The sequence below is a fragment of the Granulimonas faecalis genome, from assembly GCF_022834715.1.
GTDB lineage: Bacteria > Actinomycetota > Coriobacteriia > Coriobacteriales > Atopobiaceae > Granulimonas > Granulimonas faecalis.
In genome coordinates this window covers 1,847,096-1,863,864 of record NZ_BQKC01000001.1, presented here as the reverse complement: position 1 = coordinate 1,863,864, position 16,769 = coordinate 1,847,096, and the positions used below count along the sequence as shown (strand labels likewise).

16 protein-coding genes are annotated in these 16,769 nt (G+C 67.8%); 8 read left to right on the top strand and 8 right to left on the bottom strand.

Annotated features, from left to right (window positions below; all coding sequences use genetic code 11):
* Positions 1-5: 5 nt before the first annotated feature.
* On the top strand, positions 6-776 hold the full coding sequence (locus OR600_RS08340; RefSeq protein WP_251164179.1) for a YaaA family protein: 771 nt from the start codon (positions 6-8) through the stop codon (positions 774-776).
* A gap of 350 nt (positions 777-1,126) precedes the next feature.
* On the opposite strand, the gene OR600_RS08335 is transcribed toward OR600_RS08340, so the two are convergent.
* Positions 1,127-2,326: an MFS transporter gene (locus OR600_RS08335; RefSeq protein ID WP_204407965.1), complete on the bottom strand. Its 1,200-nt coding sequence runs from the start codon at positions 2,324-2,326 to the stop codon at positions 1,127-1,129.
* A gap of 270 nt (positions 2,327-2,596) precedes the next feature.
* Here OR600_RS08335 and OR600_RS08330 point away from each other — a divergent pair, with 270 nt between their 5' ends.
* Positions 2,597-2,890 (top strand): DUF2087 domain-containing protein, encoded by a 294-nt coding sequence (locus OR600_RS08330; protein ID WP_204407964.1) that lies wholly within the window; start codon positions 2,597-2,599, stop codon positions 2,888-2,890.
* A 3-nt stretch (positions 2,891-2,893) separates the two neighbouring features.
* Here OR600_RS08330 and OR600_RS08325 read toward each other — a convergent pair whose 3' ends face one another.
* Positions 2,894-4,186, bottom strand: a complete 1,293-nt coding sequence (locus OR600_RS08325; RefSeq protein WP_251173782.1) for an MFS transporter — start codon at positions 4,184-4,186, stop codon at positions 2,894-2,896.
* A gap of 108 nt (positions 4,187-4,294) precedes the next feature.
* Between OR600_RS08325 and OR600_RS08320 the strand changes: the two genes are divergently transcribed.
* The gene (locus OR600_RS08320; RefSeq protein WP_251164181.1) at positions 4,295-5,155 is read left to right on the top strand and encodes a LysR family transcriptional regulator; all 861 of its coding nucleotides are present in this window, start codon (positions 4,295-4,297) and stop codon (positions 5,153-5,155) included.
* A 195-nt stretch (positions 5,156-5,350) separates the two neighbouring features.
* On the opposite strand, the gene OR600_RS08315 is transcribed toward OR600_RS08320, so the two are convergent.
* From OR600_RS08315 to OR600_RS08300, 4 genes are all read right to left on the bottom strand, one after another.
* The gene (locus OR600_RS08315; RefSeq protein WP_265591064.1) at positions 5,351-6,118 is read right to left on the bottom strand and encodes an MFS transporter; all 768 of its coding nucleotides are present in this window, start codon (positions 6,116-6,118) and stop codon (positions 5,351-5,353) included.
* Between the two features lie 400 nt (positions 6,119-6,518).
* Positions 6,519-7,700, bottom strand: coding sequence for an iron-containing alcohol dehydrogenase (locus OR600_RS08310; RefSeq protein ID WP_204407816.1), 1,182 nt, complete (start codon positions 7,698-7,700; stop codon positions 6,519-6,521).
* Positions 7,701-7,817: 117 nt separating this feature from the next.
* Positions 7,818-8,471 (bottom strand): GPP34 family phosphoprotein, encoded by a 654-nt coding sequence (locus tag OR600_RS08305; protein ID WP_135978465.1) that lies wholly within the window; start codon positions 8,469-8,471, stop codon positions 7,818-7,820.
* 112 nt (positions 8,472-8,583) lie between these two features.
* Positions 8,584-9,096: a hypothetical protein gene (locus OR600_RS08300; RefSeq protein ID WP_265590990.1), complete on the bottom strand. Its 513-nt coding sequence runs from the start codon at positions 9,094-9,096 to the stop codon at positions 8,584-8,586.
* Positions 9,097-9,212: 116 nt separating this feature from the next.
* Here OR600_RS08300 and OR600_RS08295 point away from each other — a divergent pair, with 116 nt between their 5' ends.
* A complete protein-coding gene (locus OR600_RS08295; protein WP_265590989.1) occupies positions 9,213-10,550 on the top strand; it encodes a 2-hydroxyacyl-CoA dehydratase subunit D in 1,338 nt (445 codons plus the stop codon).
* Here OR600_RS08295 and OR600_RS08290 read toward each other — a convergent pair.
* Positions 10,547-11,098, bottom strand: coding sequence for an NADPH-dependent FMN reductase (locus tag OR600_RS08290; protein ID WP_135978468.1), 552 nt, complete (start codon positions 11,096-11,098; stop codon positions 10,547-10,549). The two genes, OR600_RS08295 and OR600_RS08290, sit on opposite strands and share 4 nt — an antisense overlap.
* A gap of 362 nt (positions 11,099-11,460) precedes the next feature.
* Between OR600_RS08290 and OR600_RS08285 the strand changes: the two genes are divergently transcribed.
* Positions 11,461-11,955 (top strand): MarR family transcriptional regulator, encoded by a 495-nt coding sequence (locus OR600_RS08285; protein WP_135978469.1) that lies wholly within the window; start codon positions 11,461-11,463, stop codon positions 11,953-11,955.
* A 93-nt stretch (positions 11,956-12,048) separates the two neighbouring features.
* Positions 12,049-13,548: a putative ABC transporter permease gene (locus tag OR600_RS08280; protein WP_135978470.1), complete on the top strand. Its 1,500-nt coding sequence runs from the start codon at positions 12,049-12,051 to the stop codon at positions 13,546-13,548.
* Between the two features lie 55 nt (positions 13,549-13,603).
* On the opposite strand, the gene OR600_RS08275 is transcribed toward OR600_RS08280, so the two are convergent.
* Positions 13,604-14,959: an Mbeg1-like protein gene (locus OR600_RS08275; RefSeq protein ID WP_135978471.1), complete on the bottom strand. Its 1,356-nt coding sequence runs from the start codon at positions 14,957-14,959 to the stop codon at positions 13,604-13,606.
* A 119-nt stretch (positions 14,960-15,078) separates the two neighbouring features.
* Between OR600_RS08275 and OR600_RS08270 the strand changes: the two genes are divergently transcribed.
* Both OR600_RS08270 and OR600_RS08265 read left to right on the top strand, forming a co-directional pair.
* Positions 15,079-15,648, top strand: coding sequence for a hypothetical protein (locus tag OR600_RS08270; RefSeq protein WP_265590988.1), 570 nt, complete (start codon positions 15,079-15,081; stop codon positions 15,646-15,648).
* A 644-nt stretch (positions 15,649-16,292) separates the two neighbouring features.
* Positions 16,293-16,691, top strand: coding sequence for an ArsR/SmtB family transcription factor (locus OR600_RS08265; protein ID WP_204407484.1), 399 nt, complete (start codon positions 16,293-16,295; stop codon positions 16,689-16,691).
* Positions 16,692-16,769 lie beyond the last annotated feature (78 nt).

Below are 16,769 nucleotides of genomic sequence, written 5' to 3'. Positions count from 1 at the left end.
GCGCCGTGCTGCGGCTGATCGTCTCACCGGCCAAGGGGATGGCCGCGTGCGAGGGACCGCTGCCCTTGGCAGAGCCGGCGTTCCTGCCCGAGGCCGAGCGGCTCACGGAGGACCTGCGGGCCATGGGCCGCAGGGAGCTCCAACGGCTCTGGAAGACCTCGGACGCCCTCACCGGGAAGGCCCTGGACGCCCTCGACGCGTGGGGGCCGGACGGTCGCGCCCCGGCGGTCCTGGCCTACCGCGGTATCCAGTACACGCGCATGGCCCCCTCGGTCATGACCGAGGGGGAGCTCGCATACCTCCAAGGGCACCTGCGCATACTCTCCGGCCTATACGGGGTGCTGCGCCCCTTCGACGCCGTGGCGCCCTATCGGCTGGAGATGGGGGCGCGCCTAGCCGCAGGTGCCGGCTGGGGCGGTTGCGGCTGCCGGGACCTCTACGGCTTCTGGGGCCCGTGGCTGGCCCGGTCCCTCTTTCCGGAGGGGGAGGGGCTGCTCGTGAACGTGGCCTCCAAGGAGTACGCCCGGGCCGTGCTGCCGTGGCTGGTGGCAGGCGTGCGTTGTGTGACCTGCCTCTTTGGCACCGTGGCCGACGACGGCCGGTGGGTGCAGCGGGCCACGGCCGCCAAGGAGGCCCGGGGTACCTTTGTGCGGTGGTGCGCCGAGCAGGGCGTGGGGTCGGAGGAGGGCCTTGCGGCCTTCGACCGTGGCGGGTACGCGCTGGACGCCGAGCGGAGCGCAGACGACGGCACGAGGCTGGTGTTCACGCGGCGGTAGGCGGGGCCGGCCGGCGGGCGGGCGGTCCCGGCGCGTACCGGTACCCGTGGAAGCTTCCGCGGGCGGTCCCGGCGCCTCTCGTCACCCGTGAAACGTTCTGCGGGTACTTTTCCACCCGTAGAAGCTTCTGCGGGTGGTCCCGGCGCCCCTCGGCACCCGTAAAACCTTCTGTGGGTACTTTCGGCGCCTCTCGGCACCCGCAAAAGCTTCTGTGGGCATTTCTCCAAGCGGCCCGGACGGGACGGCAATGGGCCTGAATGGGCCTGACCGGCGGCCTTCCCCCGCGACCCTGGGCCGACGGCCCGTCCCCGCTCCAGGCCCTCCTTCCTTGGGTCTTGCGCGAGGGCCGCTCAGGATCGCGGCCCATTGAGACGGGACCAGGCTGCCACCGACGCAAGCGTTGCCACGGCAAAGGAAAGGGTGACGATAAGGGGTATAGAAATTAACTTGATCATTGCTGCCACCGCGGCAGAAGAGAGGAGCACGGCGATTGATCCTAGGGACTCGCGCAGGGCAATCGTGCGGGTGCTGCCAGAGGGACAGCTTGGTGTCTGGAGGGAGGTCAGGAGGCATACGTCTTGCACCGAGTTTCCAAGGCCAGTGAGAAAAAGCATGGCGCAGCGCAGCGGCCACCAGGACACCCAGCCAAAGCAAAGATAGGCAAAAAGGGAGAAGCCGGTGGCTAAAAAGCAGAGGCGATTCGGGGCGAACTGCCGCTTTCCGAGAAACTCGTAGACAACATTGCCGCAAAGCTGGCCGGCCATGAGCAGGGAGAGGAAGCCGCCGTACAGGGCGACGGAGTTGCTTGAGGTCTCGGTGGCAGCGATGGGCATGAGCGAATTAAGGGTTCCGAAGGCCAGACCGGATGTAAAGTCAACTAAGAGAAAAATGCTTACAAATAATGGAATAGATTTAACTACACCAGTCAGATGCCAATGGCCGCCACTGCCCACTTCGACAATTTCGCATTCATCATGGCCGGTTGAAATCAAAGGCTTTGCATTGACGGCAAGAAAACGAAGAAGTGCAGCTGATCCGGCGAAAAGTACGGCGGCTCCCAGGGAGAGGGCTTCGAAAGAGAACCGCGTGGCGAGAAGGCCGGTTATTGCAGGACTTAACAACATGGCGGCATTGGTTGCGGTGAGAAGGCGGTTGATGGCCTTGCCGTTTTCGGCTGTTGAGGAGAGCGCGGGTGCCAAGGAGAAATAGCAAGGCATCGCGAGGGCCTCGGTGAAGCTCCATGCTAATGTTAAAAAGAATAATATATAATCACTTCTTAAGAAAACAATGGGAACATAGAGAAGACAGCGAAGAAGCTCGATGTGCGGCAGCATGGATAGAGCCGTATGCCCACGAGCCTCCAAAGCGAAGAGGGCCGCGTTGGCTGGAAGGGCCGGGACCGAGCGAAAAACAAACAGGAGGGCCATAAGGGCGTAATTGCCCGTTTCGTTAAAAACAGTCGACGGGGCAGCCGTGGACACGGCCCAGACACCAAAACACGAAAGTGTGCGGGCTGTGATAAGAAAAAATAAGGAGGTGGTTTCTTTCATTTTGTATGCAAGGAGATGAGGGTGGGCCCGCCCTCATTTAAGGGTGGGCCCGAAGGGTTGCTAGTTGCAGTACTTGACCAAATAGTCCTCGTGGTCAAAGACCTCAATGAACAGGTCGCTCGCAGTCGAGTTTTCGGTCTCACGGTCTTGAGAACTCATCGTAGTCTGCATGTCCTCCATTGCTATCCTCCTTTCCTGATGTCTGGGGTAATTCAGCGAATGGATGTTATTACTAGACAAACGGTGTTCCCCCGGCAGGAAGGCGTGCCCATGGGCGAGGACAGGGTCTCTGACTTTGCTAGGCGCTATCTTGATTCTCAAGGACGAGTGACGTCCATTCCCGCAAAGCGGGCGATGAAGGAGGCCCTTGTCGCTTGGGCGGCGAGGAGGTTCGAGCCGGGCCGCCCTTATTCTGAATCCCAGGTAAACGAGGTGCTCGCCCCTGTGATGGAAGACTACGTGTGGCTTCGCCGCATGCTGGTCGACGGGGGTTATCTGATCCGCGACGACCGCGGGACGGCATACCGTCTCGCGGGGCCTCGGGGCGAGGCGGCGGATCGCTAGGGCCTACACCAGCCGCTTGCGGTGCAGCCCTTCAAAGAGCGCCACGCCCGCTGCCGCAACGAGCACCAGCCCGCAGAACAGGCCGCGGTAGCCCACCATGGGCACGATCAGGCCGAAGATGACCGGCGCCACGCCGCAGGCGAGGTCGCCCATCATGTAGAAGGTGGCGTTGGCCACGGTGTAGCGGCTGCGGTCCAGGTGCCGGGTGGCCATGGCGAGCCCTGTGGGCTGGATGGCGCCCATGCCGTAGCCGATGAGGGCCGCGGCCGCCAGCAGGGCCGCGCCGTTGGCCGCCATGCCCATGACGACGATGCCGGCGCCCATGGCCACGAAGCCGGGCACGAGCAGCGGGGCCGGGCCGCGGGTGTCGAGGAGCTTGGCCGTCATGGGCCTGGTGGCAAGCATGGTGAGGGCGTAGACCACGAAGAAGACGCTGGCTGCCCCCATGAGGCCGGCCTGGCTCGCAAAGGGGTCGAGGTAGGTGGAGACGGCCCCGTAGATCAGGTAGCCCACAAAGGCCACGGCGCCCACGGGCAGGGCCGAGCACTCCAGGAACCGGGCCAGGGGCCGGGGCGTGGCCAGGAGACGGACCCCTGCGGGGTCGAAGTCCACGGAGGAGGCCCCCGGCTCGAGGGAGTCCACATCCTCCAGGGCGGTGGCCTCCCGGGCCTCGTCGGCGGGAAGGGGACCTGTCAGGGCCGTGGCGGCCATGGCCACGGCGGCCAGCCCCGCGGCCACCATGAACAGCAGGTCGCTGGCGGGGCCGGCGGAGAGCACCATGCCCAGGAGCGGTCCCACGGCCGAGGCCAGGGTCACCGACAGCATGAAGTAACCCATGCCCTCCCCGTGGCGTCTCTCGGGCAGGTCGGCCGACGCGATGGAGGTCACCGTGGTGGAGGCCACGCCGTAGCACAGGCCGTGGACCAGCCGGATCGCCAGGATCGCGTCGAGGGTGCCGGCGGCCAGGTAGAGCAGGCTCGAGGCGCAGGTGAGACCCAGGCCCGCCAGGGTCGTCGCCCGAAGGCCCAGGCGGTCGGTGGCGGGGCCGCCGAGGAACCGCGCGGCCAGGCAGCCGATGGTGAAGATGCCGCAGGCGGCCGAGGCGGACGCCACGTCGGCCCCGTACCGGTCCATGCAGTAGGCGCACATGACCACCGAGAGCACGAAGAGGTTCGCGCGCAGGGCGAACGACGCCACGAACCCGAGGGCGAAGGAGCGGGTGAGGATGGGCTCCTGCCGGGTGGCGGCGTTCTGGAGGCGGGGGAGGGCAAGGACGTGGGAAACGCTGGGCAGCACGGACGAACTCCTTCTGGGTCGATGGGAGCCCCATGGTGAACGGTCCTTGCATATGATGGAATAGATGGTATATAGAAGTAGTATTTACAAACCGTAAAAGGAGGCATCGTGGACGAGACCAGGGTGGAGGCGTTCCTGCAGGCGGTGTCCACGGGGAGCTTCTCGGCGGCCGCCCGGGCCATGGGCTACACCCCCGCCGGGGTCCTGCGTCTGGTCGACGCCCTGGAGTCGGAGCTGGGGGTCACCCTCCTGGAGCGCACGAGCCGCGGCGTGGTGCCCACCAAGGCCGGCGAGGCCCTGGTGCCCGACCTGCGGGAGCTCGCGGTGCTCTCCGGCCGCGTGAAGGGCCTCGCGGCCGAGATCGCCTCCCCCGACCGCGGTACCGTGCGCCTGGGCAGCGCCCGCTCCCTGGCGGCCCACTGGCTCGCCCCCGCCATCGCACGGTTCGGCGACCGCCATCCCGGCGTCACCGTGCAGCTCAGGGAGGGCGCCACGCCGGAGCTCGCCCGGTGGCTCACGGCCCGCGAGGTCGACGTGTGCGTGGGAGGCCCCCAGCAGGGCAGGAGCTGGACCTATCTGGGGGAGAGCCGCTACGTGGCCCTCGTGCCCCGCGAGCACCCCTTTGCCCGCCGGCCGTTCCTGCATCTCTCGGACTTCGACCGCGAGCCCCTGGTGCAGATCCGCCCCGGCCGCGGCACCGACACGGCCCTACTCATGGCCGAGGAGGGGGTGGAGCCCGACGTCCGCTTCTCCACCGCCGACATCGAGACGGCCAAGGCCATGGTGGGGGCGGGCATAGGCATCTGCCTCACCATCGACCTCGCCGGTCCCGTGGAGGCCTTCGGGGCCGTGATGGTGCCCATGGCGGCCATCGACCCGTTCCGGTTCGGGGTGGTGCACCGCGGGGAGGGGAGCCTCTCCGCCGCCACCACGGCCTTTGTGGAGGAGCTCGTCTCCCTCGGAGCCTGAGCCCGGCCGCCGGACCACCGGGCCAGGCGCACCGGGCCGCCGGGCAGCTGCGGCCCCCCCTCTGCACCTGAACGCGGTTGGGGGGCGACTCCCGGCACGCCCGTGCGCCAGAAGTCGCCCCCCCAATCGCGTTCAGGGACGCCGGATCCGCTCTTGATCGCGTTCAGGTGCCGAGAGGGTCGCCCTCAATCGCATTCAGGTGCCGGGCCGATGCCCGCGCCCAGGGCCACGAAGCCGGGCACCATCAGGGTGGCGGTCGAGGATCTTGGCCGTGAAGGGCCTCGAGGCGAGCATGGGCGCCGCGTAGGCGAGGAAGAAGAAGCCGGCGCCGCCCATGAGGTGGGCCTGCTGGGCAAAGGGGTCGAGATAGGCGGACACCGCGCCGTACACCAGGTAGCTGATGAAGATGACGGCGCCCACGGGCAGCACAGAGAGCTCGAGGAACCGCGCGAGACCCGGGGACGTGGGCAGCAGGCGCACGCCGTCGGGGGAGAAGTCCACCTCGGGGGGGGCGTCGGGTTCCAGCGACTCGAGGTCCTCCAGCTCGCGGCCCAGCTCCTCCTGCCCGGCGGTGGGGCCGCAGAGCAGCGTGGATGCGAACCCGGCTGCGGCGAGGCCGGCGGCGAGCAGGAGCAGCGCCGCGTAGTTGGCGCTGCCCATGAGGGCGATGCCCACGAGCGGGCCCACGGCCGACGCCAGGGTCACGGAGAGCATGAAGTAGCCCATACCCTCGCCGTGGCGCTCCTCGGGCACCTGGGCCGACGCCATGGACGTCACCGTGGTGGAGGCCACGCCGTAGAAGAGCCCGTGGCAGAGGCGGATGGCGATGACGGCGTGGATGTCGCCCGCCACGAGGTAGAGGAGCGACGAGGCCGCCGTGAGGGAGAAGCCCAGGATGGCGATGGGGACGAGGCCGAGTCGGTCCGTGACGGGGCCGCCGAGGAACCGGCCCCCCCCAGGCAGCCGATGGTGAAGATGCCGGTGGCGAGCGACGCCGTGGCGATGTCGGCCCGTAGCGCTCCATGCAGTGGGTCGTCATGATGACCGACAGCACGTAGAGGTTGCAGTGCAGCGCGAACGATGCCACGAATCCCCATCCGAAGCTACGGGTGAGGATGGGGCGGCGGGCGTCCTGCTCGGCGGGCAGGGCGATGGATGTGTGGTGTGCCAAGGGGACCAGACCTAACGACGCGGCGACGACGGCGAGGTAGGTAACCCCCTTTTTGGTATGAGCGTTCGTACGGAATATTGAGAGGGCTTTCACGGTCCGTGAAAGCCCTCTCCTCCGTAACGCCGCCTGCCGCTCCCGTCTGCGCCCGAAGGCCCTCAACGGCTTTCAAGCGCAGGGAGGAGGCGGTGCCCCCTACAGGCAGGCCCGGTAGATCTCCACCACGTCCGCGGGCGTGAGCTCCACGAAGCCCTTGATGGCGGGGCCGTGGCAGGCCTTCTCGGCCATGGCCCCGAAGTGCTCCTCGTCGATGCCGATGGCCGAGAGGCTCCCGGCCAACTGCAGCTCGTCGCAGAAGAAGTCCTGGAGCGCCTGGATGCCGGCCTCGGCCCGCTCCATGTCGCTGAGGGAGGGGTCGCAGATGCCGAAGACGTTCTCCGCGAACCGGCAGAACTTGGGCAAGGTGCCCTCGGGGTCCTTGGCCAGCACATGGCGCATCCAGGCCGGGGTGAGGATGGCGAGCCCCAGGCCGTGGGTGATGTCGTAGAACGCGGAGAGCTCGTGCTCCATGGGGTGCACGCTCCAGGCCTGGGTCTTGCCGCCGTCGGCGAACCCGTTGATGGCCCAGCTGCTGGCCCACATGAGGTTGGCCCGGGCCTCGTAGTCGTCGCCGTGCTCCATGGCCCTGGGGGCGAAGCGCATCACCGTGCGCAGGAGCCCCTCCATGAAGGTGTCGAGGAAGTAGAGGTCGTGGTCCTGGGAGAAGTAGGCCTCGCAGGTGTGGCTGATGATGTCGGCGGAGCCGGCGGCCGTCTGGAACGGCGGCACCGTGAAGGTGTTCGCCGGGTCGAGGAAGCTCGCCTTGGGCAGCAGGCACGGCGCGCCCCTGCCCTCCTTCTGGTTGGTCTCAGGGTTGGAGATGACGCCGCCGTTGTCCATCTCGGAGCCGGTGGCGGCCAGGGTGAGCACGGTCACCAGGGGCAGGGCGTCGTCGATGGGCGTGGTCTTGTCGGCGAACCAGTCCCATGGGTCGCGGTCGCTCACGGCCGCGGCGCAGATGAACTTGGAGCAGTCGATGGTGGAGCCGCCGCCCACGGCGAGCACCACGTCCACGCCGGCCTCGCGGCAGAGCTCGGCGCCGCGGCGCACGGAGGCGATGCGTGGGTTGGGGTCGATGCCGCCCAGCTCCACCACGGTCATCCCCTGCCCGCGCAGCTGGGAGAGCACGCGGTCGTACAGCCCGGTGCGCTTGATGGACCCGCCGCCGTAGGTGAGCAGCACGGTGCTGCCGTGGGAGGCCACCTCCTCGCCCAGGTGACCGAACTCGTCGTCGCCGAAGTAGATCTTGGTGGGGATGTGAAAGGTGAAGCCGTTCATGGGACTCCTCTCGAGGGCGGGTTGCCCTCAGTGTAGCGCGGTCCGCTCCCGCCATGAGAAGGCCCCGTGCGGCCGGCAGGGTCGCACGGGGCCTAAAGGGCCTTGGCGGGCCGCCGGCTAGTGCTTGGCCACGTACTCGCGGACGATGGGGGCGTAGACCTTCTCGACGTCGTTCCAGGCGGAGACGAAGGTGTCCTTGCCCTCGGGGGTCGTGGCGAACTTGAAGGAGTCCCACTTGCGGTCCTTGAGGAGCTCCTTGATGTCGCGGCGTTCCTCGCGGCCGAACACGTCGTCGGCCAGGCCGGCGCCGTCGATGAAGGCGAGCAGGGCGGCGTCGTCGCGCTTCATGGGCTCGTCGCCGTCGAGGGCGCGCACGACGTGGCCCACGATCTCCTTGCGGGCGTCGGGGGAGGGCACGAAGGTGGTCTCGCTCTTGTCGGTCACGAGCAGGCCGGCCTCGCGCAGGGGGTCGCAGAGGGAGGCCATGAAGGGGGAGAACTCCTTGCCGAGCATGTGCTCGAGGAGCTTGTCGGCGTCGACGACGCGGTGCTGCTCCACATAGTCGTAGAGGGGGAGCAGGTCGCGCTGGCTCACGGGGAGCTGGGCCTCGCAGCGCACCTTGTCGTCGTCGCGGGCCACCTTGACGAAGCCGTCGCTGGCCAGCTCGTACAGGGCGCAGGCCACGGAGCAGGCCTTGGCCTCCTTGGTGGCGAAGTTGCCGTCGCCGTCGAGGGCGCAGACGATGAAGCGCTGGGTGAGGGAGGTGTTCATGGGGTTCTCCTTGCTTTGGCAGGCCTTCGGTTTATGTCGGGGTCTCTACCCGCGACCCCGGTGTCCCTTATCAGCGCGCGATGCCTGCGGGCCCCGGCGGCCCTTCCGCGGCCTAGCGGTCGGCGTGGTCCTTGGCCATGAGGCGCGGGCCGAAGGTGCCCATGAGGCCGAGGCCCATGGCCACCAGGACGCCGAAGAACCCGACCTTGAGGATGAAGGCGATCTGGGTCATGGCCGCGAAGGCCTCGGTGTAGAAGTCGGCGCCGAAGCGGATGGCCTCGGGGGTACCCATGGCCAGCATGGTGATACCGAGGGCCACGGCGAAGACGCCGCCGATGAACCCGAGCCAGTCGTAGACCTTGGCGGCGCGGCGGTAGCCCGCCTTCCCGGCGCCCTTGCCGTTGTCGGCGGCAGGGTGGGGCAGGGCGGTGGCTGCGGGGGCCGCGGCCGCGACGGACCCGGGGACAGCCTTCTCGGGCTCGGGGCCGCCGTCTCCGGTGAACGCGGGTTCCTCGTCCAGTACGCCCTCGGTCTCGGCGGCCACGGCGGCCGGCTGGGCGTCGAATCTCTCCTCGGCCTCCTCGTAGGCGGTCTGGTCGGTTTTGACCTCGTCGGTGTCGCTCATGGGTTCCTCCGGTTTCTTCTCTTTGGCGGTGCGGTTTCGGACCTCTCCTACCCTCGAAGGGTCCCTCTCACAATGGGCTACCATGGCCCTGGACCATTCTCCCTGAAAGGAGCGCCATGGACCCTGTCACGTTGCTCGGATCTTGGGTGGACAGGGCCGCGGTGGACGACCCGGCCCGGGCGCGGGGGCTGCTCTGCCTCGCCTACTCGGCCGTGGCCCTCAAGGGGCGCCTCACCGGCGGCCGCGGGGTCGTCGCGGCGCAGGACCGCTGCAACGGGGTCATCGCCTCCGGGGTGGTGGGCTCCCTCAGGCATCCCGAGGCGTCGTGTGTCGTCAACATCTTCCTGCCCTGCGAGCTGCTCCACGCGGCCGGGGTGGCGCCGATGATCCCCGAGGTCGTCTCGGTCTACGTGGCCTGCACCCGCTGCGCCGAGGGCTTCTGCGAGCGTGCCGAGGCCGCCGGCGTCCCCGAGAGCTTCTGCAGCTACCACAAGCTCATGCTCGGCATGGAGGACGCGGGCGTCCTGGGCCCGCCGGCACTCGTGGCCAACACCACGCTGGCCTGCGACGCCAACCAGGTGAGCTTCCGCTCCATGGCCGAGGCCGCCGGCGCCCCGCACCTCGTGGTGGACGTCCCCCAGGGCACCTCCGAGGAGGACGTGGCCTATGTGGCCGACCAGCTCCGCGACCTCGCCGCGACCCTCGGCGACGTCCTCGGCGCCGAGGTCGACGAGGACCGCCTGCGCGAGGTGTGCCGCCGGTCGCGCCGCACGCTGGAGGGGATGCGGCGCTACTGCGCCCTGAGGTCGCGGTGCAGCCTGCCCACCACGCTCACCTCCGAGCTCTGTCTGCTCGTGTGCACCCATGTGTTCCTGGGCACCGAGGCCGCGGAGGACTTCGTGGCCGACATGGTGGCCGCCGCCGAGGCCGCTGGGGCCGCCGAGGGCGCGGGCGGCCGGGGCGTGCCTCGCGTGTTTTGGCTGCACACCCTGCCCAACTGGCAGGGGGCTATGGGCCGCATCTTCGACGGCGGCGCCGAGGCCGAGCTCGTGGGCGACGACATGGCCTGCGACTCCCTCGACGTGCTCGATGCCCTGGACCCGGAGCGGCCCTTCGACTTCATGGCCCGCCGCCTGGTCTTCTCTACGTCCAACGGCCCGGCTGGGCGCCGGGTGGACGCCGCGCTCGCCCGGGCGCGCGAGGCCGGGGCGGACGGCGCCGTGCTCTTCGGCCACTGGGGCTGCAAGCAGACGCTCGGCCTCGCCGGCGTGGCCGAGAAGGCCTTCGACGAGGCCGGCATCCCGTTGCTCGTGCTGTCCGGGGACGGCTGCGATCCGAGGAACGCTCCCTCGGGCCAGATGGCCACCCGGGTGGGGGCGTTCCTCGAGTCGCTCTCGCGCACCGCGTCCGGGGCCGCGGACCCCGGGGCGGACGGCCCTGCGGCAGGGGTCTAGTCCCCGGCGCCCTCCATGGCGGCGAGCAGGGCGTCAGCCTGGGCGGCCAGGCGGGTGCGGTCGTCGTCCGACACCTCGAGGACGCCGGTTCCGTAGCCCTTGCCGATGGCCACGCCCACGGGGTCTGCGGCGACATCCATCTTGATGGACTCGCAGAGCCGCCTGCACTCCGCCAACGAGCCGGCCGCCGCCTGGCGGCCGCCGGCGCCGCTCATGACCACGGGCTTCCCGGCCACCGCCGTGACGGCGGAGCCCTCCAGCATGGGCCGGCTCATCCAGTCGAGCAGGTTCTTCACCAGGGCCGGCATGAGGCCGTTGTACTCGGGGGTCACGATCCAGATGCCGTCGGTGGCGGCCAGCTCGCCGCGCACGCGGGCCACGGCGTCGGGGGTCGGCCATTCGATGTCCTGGTTCATGAAGGGCACGTCCGTGTAGTCGAGCTGGGCCACGGCGGCGCGGTCGCCTACCGTCTCGCGGACAACGTCCGCCAGTTGCTGGTTGAACGAGCCCGTGCGCGTGGAGCCCACGACGAGGGTGATCTTGTCCATGTCTCTCCTTCTTCAGAGGGGTCCTTCACCGGTTTGTGCCCACTCGCTTGAGGAGGTATCGTTCGTGGCCCATCTGTGGCCCCGGGTCGGTTCCATTGGCCCTCTTATCTGAAACTGTTCTGTAATATTGGAAGAACAGAGGTGAAAACGCTTTTTTTCGACACTCTGACCGTACCTGAATAATATATCTATCATGAAACCCTAGGTTTCCCGTTATCCCTCATTTTTCTGCTTAAAAGAACCCTTTCAGCTGAACGACGCCGCGGGTACTATAGTGCATAAGATAACCGGTTGCATATTCCCCTCGCCGCCTGCGGTGCGGGGTGCCGGTGTCGAGGCCAGCGTGCGAACCGGGGGCATCCATGGACAAGGACAGGCAGGACAAAGAGCGTATGCTCGCAGCGTGGCTGCGGGTCACCACGAGTGTCTCCCAAGTGCACCAGCTGCGGGACCTCCGCTACAACGAGGCCCTCATCTGCAACATCCTGATGAAGAACGAGATCGAGCACCCCGGCCGGCGCCTGACCGCCACCGACCTCTGCCGCGAGTCCCACATCCTCAAGAGCCAGATGAACCGCACCCTCCAGTGCATGGAGGAGAAGGGCATCATCGAGCGCCAACGTTCCACCGAGGACCGCCGCCGCGTCTACACGCGCCTGCGCCCCGACTCCGTGATCTACGAGCGCCAGCACGACCAGGTGCTCGACACCGTGGGCGCCATCGCCGCCCGCGTGGGCACCGACAACGTCGACCAGATCGTGGACATGCTCAACGCCATCAGTGAGGCGGCCGAGGAGGTCTCCCGCCAGGGCGCCGGCGCTGACGAAACGGGGCGGGCCGCCGTGGCCAACGCCTGACGCGGTGCCGCAGGGCACTGCTCGGTTGCCGAAGGGGCCGATGGGGAATAGAACCCCATCGGCCCCTTTCATTTACCGCGAGATTGGCTTTCCATGATCCTCAGGCAGGCGAAGGCGAAAGACCCGGCCAAGGGTGCCGGCGACGAGTCCGGCGTGGACGCCCTCACGAGCCGTTCCCAGCTCCTCGCCCGTCGCGGGCAGGTGGAGCGCCGCATCAAGGATCTCGGCCGCGAGCAGGCGTCCCTGGTGAGGGAGCGCCGGACGCTCGACCGCCGCATCGCCCTGTGCGAGCGCGACCGCCTCGCCGACGCCGTCTACGGGCCCGTGGCCCCGGAGCCCCCCGACGAGGCCACCCCCACGCCCGCCGAGGTCGACGCCGCCGGCGAGGGCATCCTCAAGCGCGACGGCACCCGCAGGAAGCCCCGCTTCGTGACGCTGCTCGGCCATACCGTGTCGGTCACGGCCGCCAGCTACGCCGTGCTGCTCCTCGTGGCCGGCGTCTTCCTCGTCCCGCTGTTCGGCACCCTCGCCTCCGAAGCCATCTTCGACGTGGCCCGCGGCGGCGTGCGTGGCAACCTCGACGTCACCGTCGTGGTGTTCGTCGTGGAGTCGGTGCTCATGCTCGCCCTCGCGGCGGGGCTCTTCGCCATGGCGCTGCGCATCCTCCAGGGCGACAGCGCCCATCGCCTGGCCCTTTGCGAGGGCTGCATCCTCCTGCTCACGGGCGTCATCCTCTGCCACGTGATGGTGTTCGGCATGACGAGCGTGCTCATCGTCTACGGGCTCCTCGCCGCCCTGCTCGTGGCCCTGCACTCCTACTGGGACCCGGAGCTCGCCCTCGAGCGCGCCAACCGCCGCACCGACACCGAGTCGCTCAAGGCCATGGTCTTCTCCAAGGACGAGCGCACCACCATCCCCGGCAGGCGCTCGGGCACCGGCTACATCACGCTGAACTTCTTCAACCTGTTCTGGATCTTCACCATCGCGTCGGTCCTCGGCCTCATCGTCGAGACGGTCTACTTCTTCATCGGGAACCACTGGTGGATGGACCGCGCCGGCATGCTGTGGGGCCCGTTCTCGCCCATCTACGGCTTCGGCGCCTGCCTCATGACCATCGCCCTCAACCACTTCCACAACAGGCCCGTGCCGGTGATCTTCCTTGTGAGCGCCGTCATCGGCGGTGCCTTCGAGTTCTTCACCAGCTGGTTCATGCAGTACGCGTTCGGCGTGACGGCGTGGAACTACAGCGGCACCTTCCTCAACATCGACGGCCGCACCAACTTCTTCTACATGTGCTGCTGGGGCCTGCTCGGCCTCGTGTGGGTGAAGCTGCTGCTGCCCGTCATGCTGTACTTCATCAAGCGCATCCCCTGGGGCTGGCGCTACACCCTCACCACCATCTGCGCCATCTTCATCATCTTCGACGGCGTGGCCACCCTCACCACCCTCGACTGCTGGTACCTCCGGGAGGCCGGCGTGCCGCAGACCAACCCCATCGAGCGGTTCTGTGCCGTGCATTACGACAACGAGTACATGGCCGATCGCTTCCAGACCATGACGATGGAGGTGTCGTCGAGCGCGAGGACGCAGTAGGGTCGTTCCGGCCGGGGCTCCCGCGACGTGGGCCCCGGCCTTGCGCGGGCGCCCCTCAGCGCCTCCGCAGGGCCTTGAACAGCAGCACCCCCACCGCCGTTCCCGCCGCCGCCCCCAGGACCGCCCGCACCGCGGGGCGGTCCAGCCCCAGCCAGCGCCGGGCATTGTCGAGGGTGCGCTTGCGCCCGATGTAGCGCTGGTACCGCCTCATCTCCGCGGGGTCCAGCGGCCCGGTCTCGTCGAAGACGGGCTCGCCGCCCAGTGCGGCGCCCCCGCCCAGCAGTTGATGGACGGTCTCCGTCGTGGCTTGGGCCGCCTGGGAGACGCGTGTCTGCATGTAGCCGCTGGCCAGGACGCCGAGCAGGTCCATGATGTAGTCGCGCACCTCGGGCTCGGCCCCGGCGATCCGGGCCGTGACGCCGGCCACGATCTCCGGGTCGCCGCTCATGAGGTCCGAGAGGCCCTCCACGCCCACATCCTGCAGCGAGTCGAAGAACGCCGTGAACACGTGTCGGCGCTTCTCGCGGTCGGCGGAGTCGAGCCACGAGTCGAAGGCGCGGTTCACCGCCCTGGCCTCCGGCAGGATGCCCGGCGACTCCACGAACGACGGCCCCAGCACCTGCCAGCTCAACGCGGAGTGCTGCATCACGCCGCGCTCGTCCGAGGCCACCACCTTGGTGGGCTCGCCCACCGAGAGGAGCTGGCCCACCACGTCGAACTCCGGCACGTAGGTGCGGATGCGGTCACGCACCGGGGCGATGCTCTCCTCGGGCAGGACCTCGGGGTCGAAGCCCGGGCCGTCGTTGTTCCAGATGACCGAGACCTTCCCGCGCACGGCCTCGCCGCACATGGCGGCGCCGTAGACCGCCAGGTTGCCTCCCTTGGAGTGGCCGCCCACCATGATGGGGGCCGGCACGTCCCCGCAGGTGACGTCGAGGTAGGTGGCCGCGTCGGTCTGCGACGGCACCACGTCGTAGGTCATCTCGAAGTCCTCGCGCCATCCCACGACCGTGTCGTCGGTGCCCCGGAAGGTCACGTAGGTGGACCCGTCCGACAGCCCCACGTGGAAGACGCAGAGCTGCTCGCCGCTGCGTGCGTCGAGCCGGGCGTGGAGGCGTCCCAGGCGGGCGTCGCGGAACCGCCGGCCGGCCGCCAGTTTCTGCGGGAGCAGGACCGTGTAGGGCGAGACTACGCCGGCCCAGCCGTAGATCTGTTCCTTGCCGTTGACCTCGAGGAAGCGCTCGGCCGCCTCGGCCATGGTCACGGTCCCGCCCTCGGCGACCGTGGGCACCACGCCCTCCAGGGCGCAGTAGGACAACTGCGCCAGCACGACGTTGTCCACCTCGTTGAAGGGCACGGCCTCCAGGGGCACGTCCCCGTACCAGTCGAGATAGTCGAGAATGTCTGCCACGCGCCCTCCTTGGCTCTCCTTGTGGTTCTGATGATGTGTACCCCTGCCCACACCCTGAAACCCCTGCGGTCACTACCATGGCATGAACCACAAAACGAATGTTCGCAGGGAGGGACACTTTGAATCGATTCGTGGGCACCCGCGCCCTCTGCGCCGTCCTGGCGGGGACCCTGACCGTGGGTGCCGGGGTTGCCCTCGTGGGGTGCGACGCCTCGACGCCTGCGACGGCGACCCAGGGCCAGGGGGTCCAGGGGCGCCGCTTCACCGTACCCCAGGCGTACTTCGGCTCCAAGGACGAGGGTGCCAGCAGGCGCGCCCTCGAGGAGGCCGGCGGCACCGACATCGTGCGCGACTCCGACGGCAACTACACCGTGACCATGAGCGACGCCGCCTTCGAGGCCTTCTGCGAGGCCGACCTCGATCGCACGCGCCAGCTGCTGGACGCCATTCCCAACTCGCCCGACTTCCCGCAAGTGAGCGCCATCGCCTACAACGACGGCCTCACCGAGGTCACGCTCACCTGCACCAAGGCCGGCATGGGCAGCCAGGGGGAGAACGCCGCCAGCACGGTCATCTACGCCGCCTGCCTGCACCAGGTCATCGTCGGCGACGACCTCGCCTGCACCGTCCGGTTGGTGGACGGCCAAGGGCAGGTCCTGGACACCTACGGCGCCCCCGCCGACGCCTAGGACACGCCCCAGCCGCCGTCTTCCGCCATCAAGGCCCGTACTTTGGGACGGGCCTTTCTTTATGCAAAAGCAGATCATAAATATGCATATATAATTGCGGGATACATCGATGTCTTAAAACATGTTGAATCCTAGCTGACAGCTCAACGGATCGGGATGACCCACGCATGCCTATCAATATAAGAATCTGTCCCTCTTGGGAGCTCCGTCGCTCCACGGAATCGCCCTGTATCGAGAAAGGCAAAAACGTAGGAAGACAACTGGATTGTTTTTATCGCATACCGAATCCAACCGCACGGGGCGGCTCGGCGTTTAGCTCCTCGTGGTCTTTCTCGGATGTTGCCATCGCCAACGGTCGAAGCATCGTGACCGGAGGGTGGGGGGCCGAGATGTTTGCAGAATATTCAGTCGATTCGACAATGCGTGGCGTGTCGTCCAGGGATGCGGGATAAGGAGTGCATCGACGGCCGTCGTACTCTCATCGGGGGAGCCGGATCGAACCCCGATGATGCGACCTTAACGTGGGGTTCTGGAAAAGTTTGGCGCATATCAGACTAATTAGGTTTTGTTTCTAGACAAGAGCGCCGAGAAGTAACAGAATATGCATGACCATTCTCACCTCGAGTGCCGGGAGGAGTTTCCCAATGAAGAGCATGGACGGCGCCGCTGTGTTCAAGGCGCTGGCAGATGAGAACCGTGTCGACATCGTCCGGTTCATCGCGAGGCATCCCGGCGTGACCGCCAGTGCTCTGCTCGACCGTCTCGACATCGCCCAGTCCACCCTCTCCCATCACATGAAGGTGCTGCTGAGTGCCGGCATCGTCGTGTGCAAGCGCAAGGGCAAGTGGACCCACTACTCCATCAACATCGAGACGGTGGACCGCATCGAGCGCTTCGTCGGCGCCTTGAGGCCCGCCCGCACGGCCAAGTCCCACCGCGCGCGCCCCATGGGCGAGGTCGCCGAGACCGAGACCACGGTCATCCGCATGAGCGGGCAGGACATCGAGGCGGAGGACCTCGAGGGGGTCGCGGCCGAGGAGTAGGTGCTCCCGCATCGGCTATACTCTCAGTGAAAAGTTATTTTCCCCGGTTCTGACTACGGTCGGGAACCGGGGGTTTCT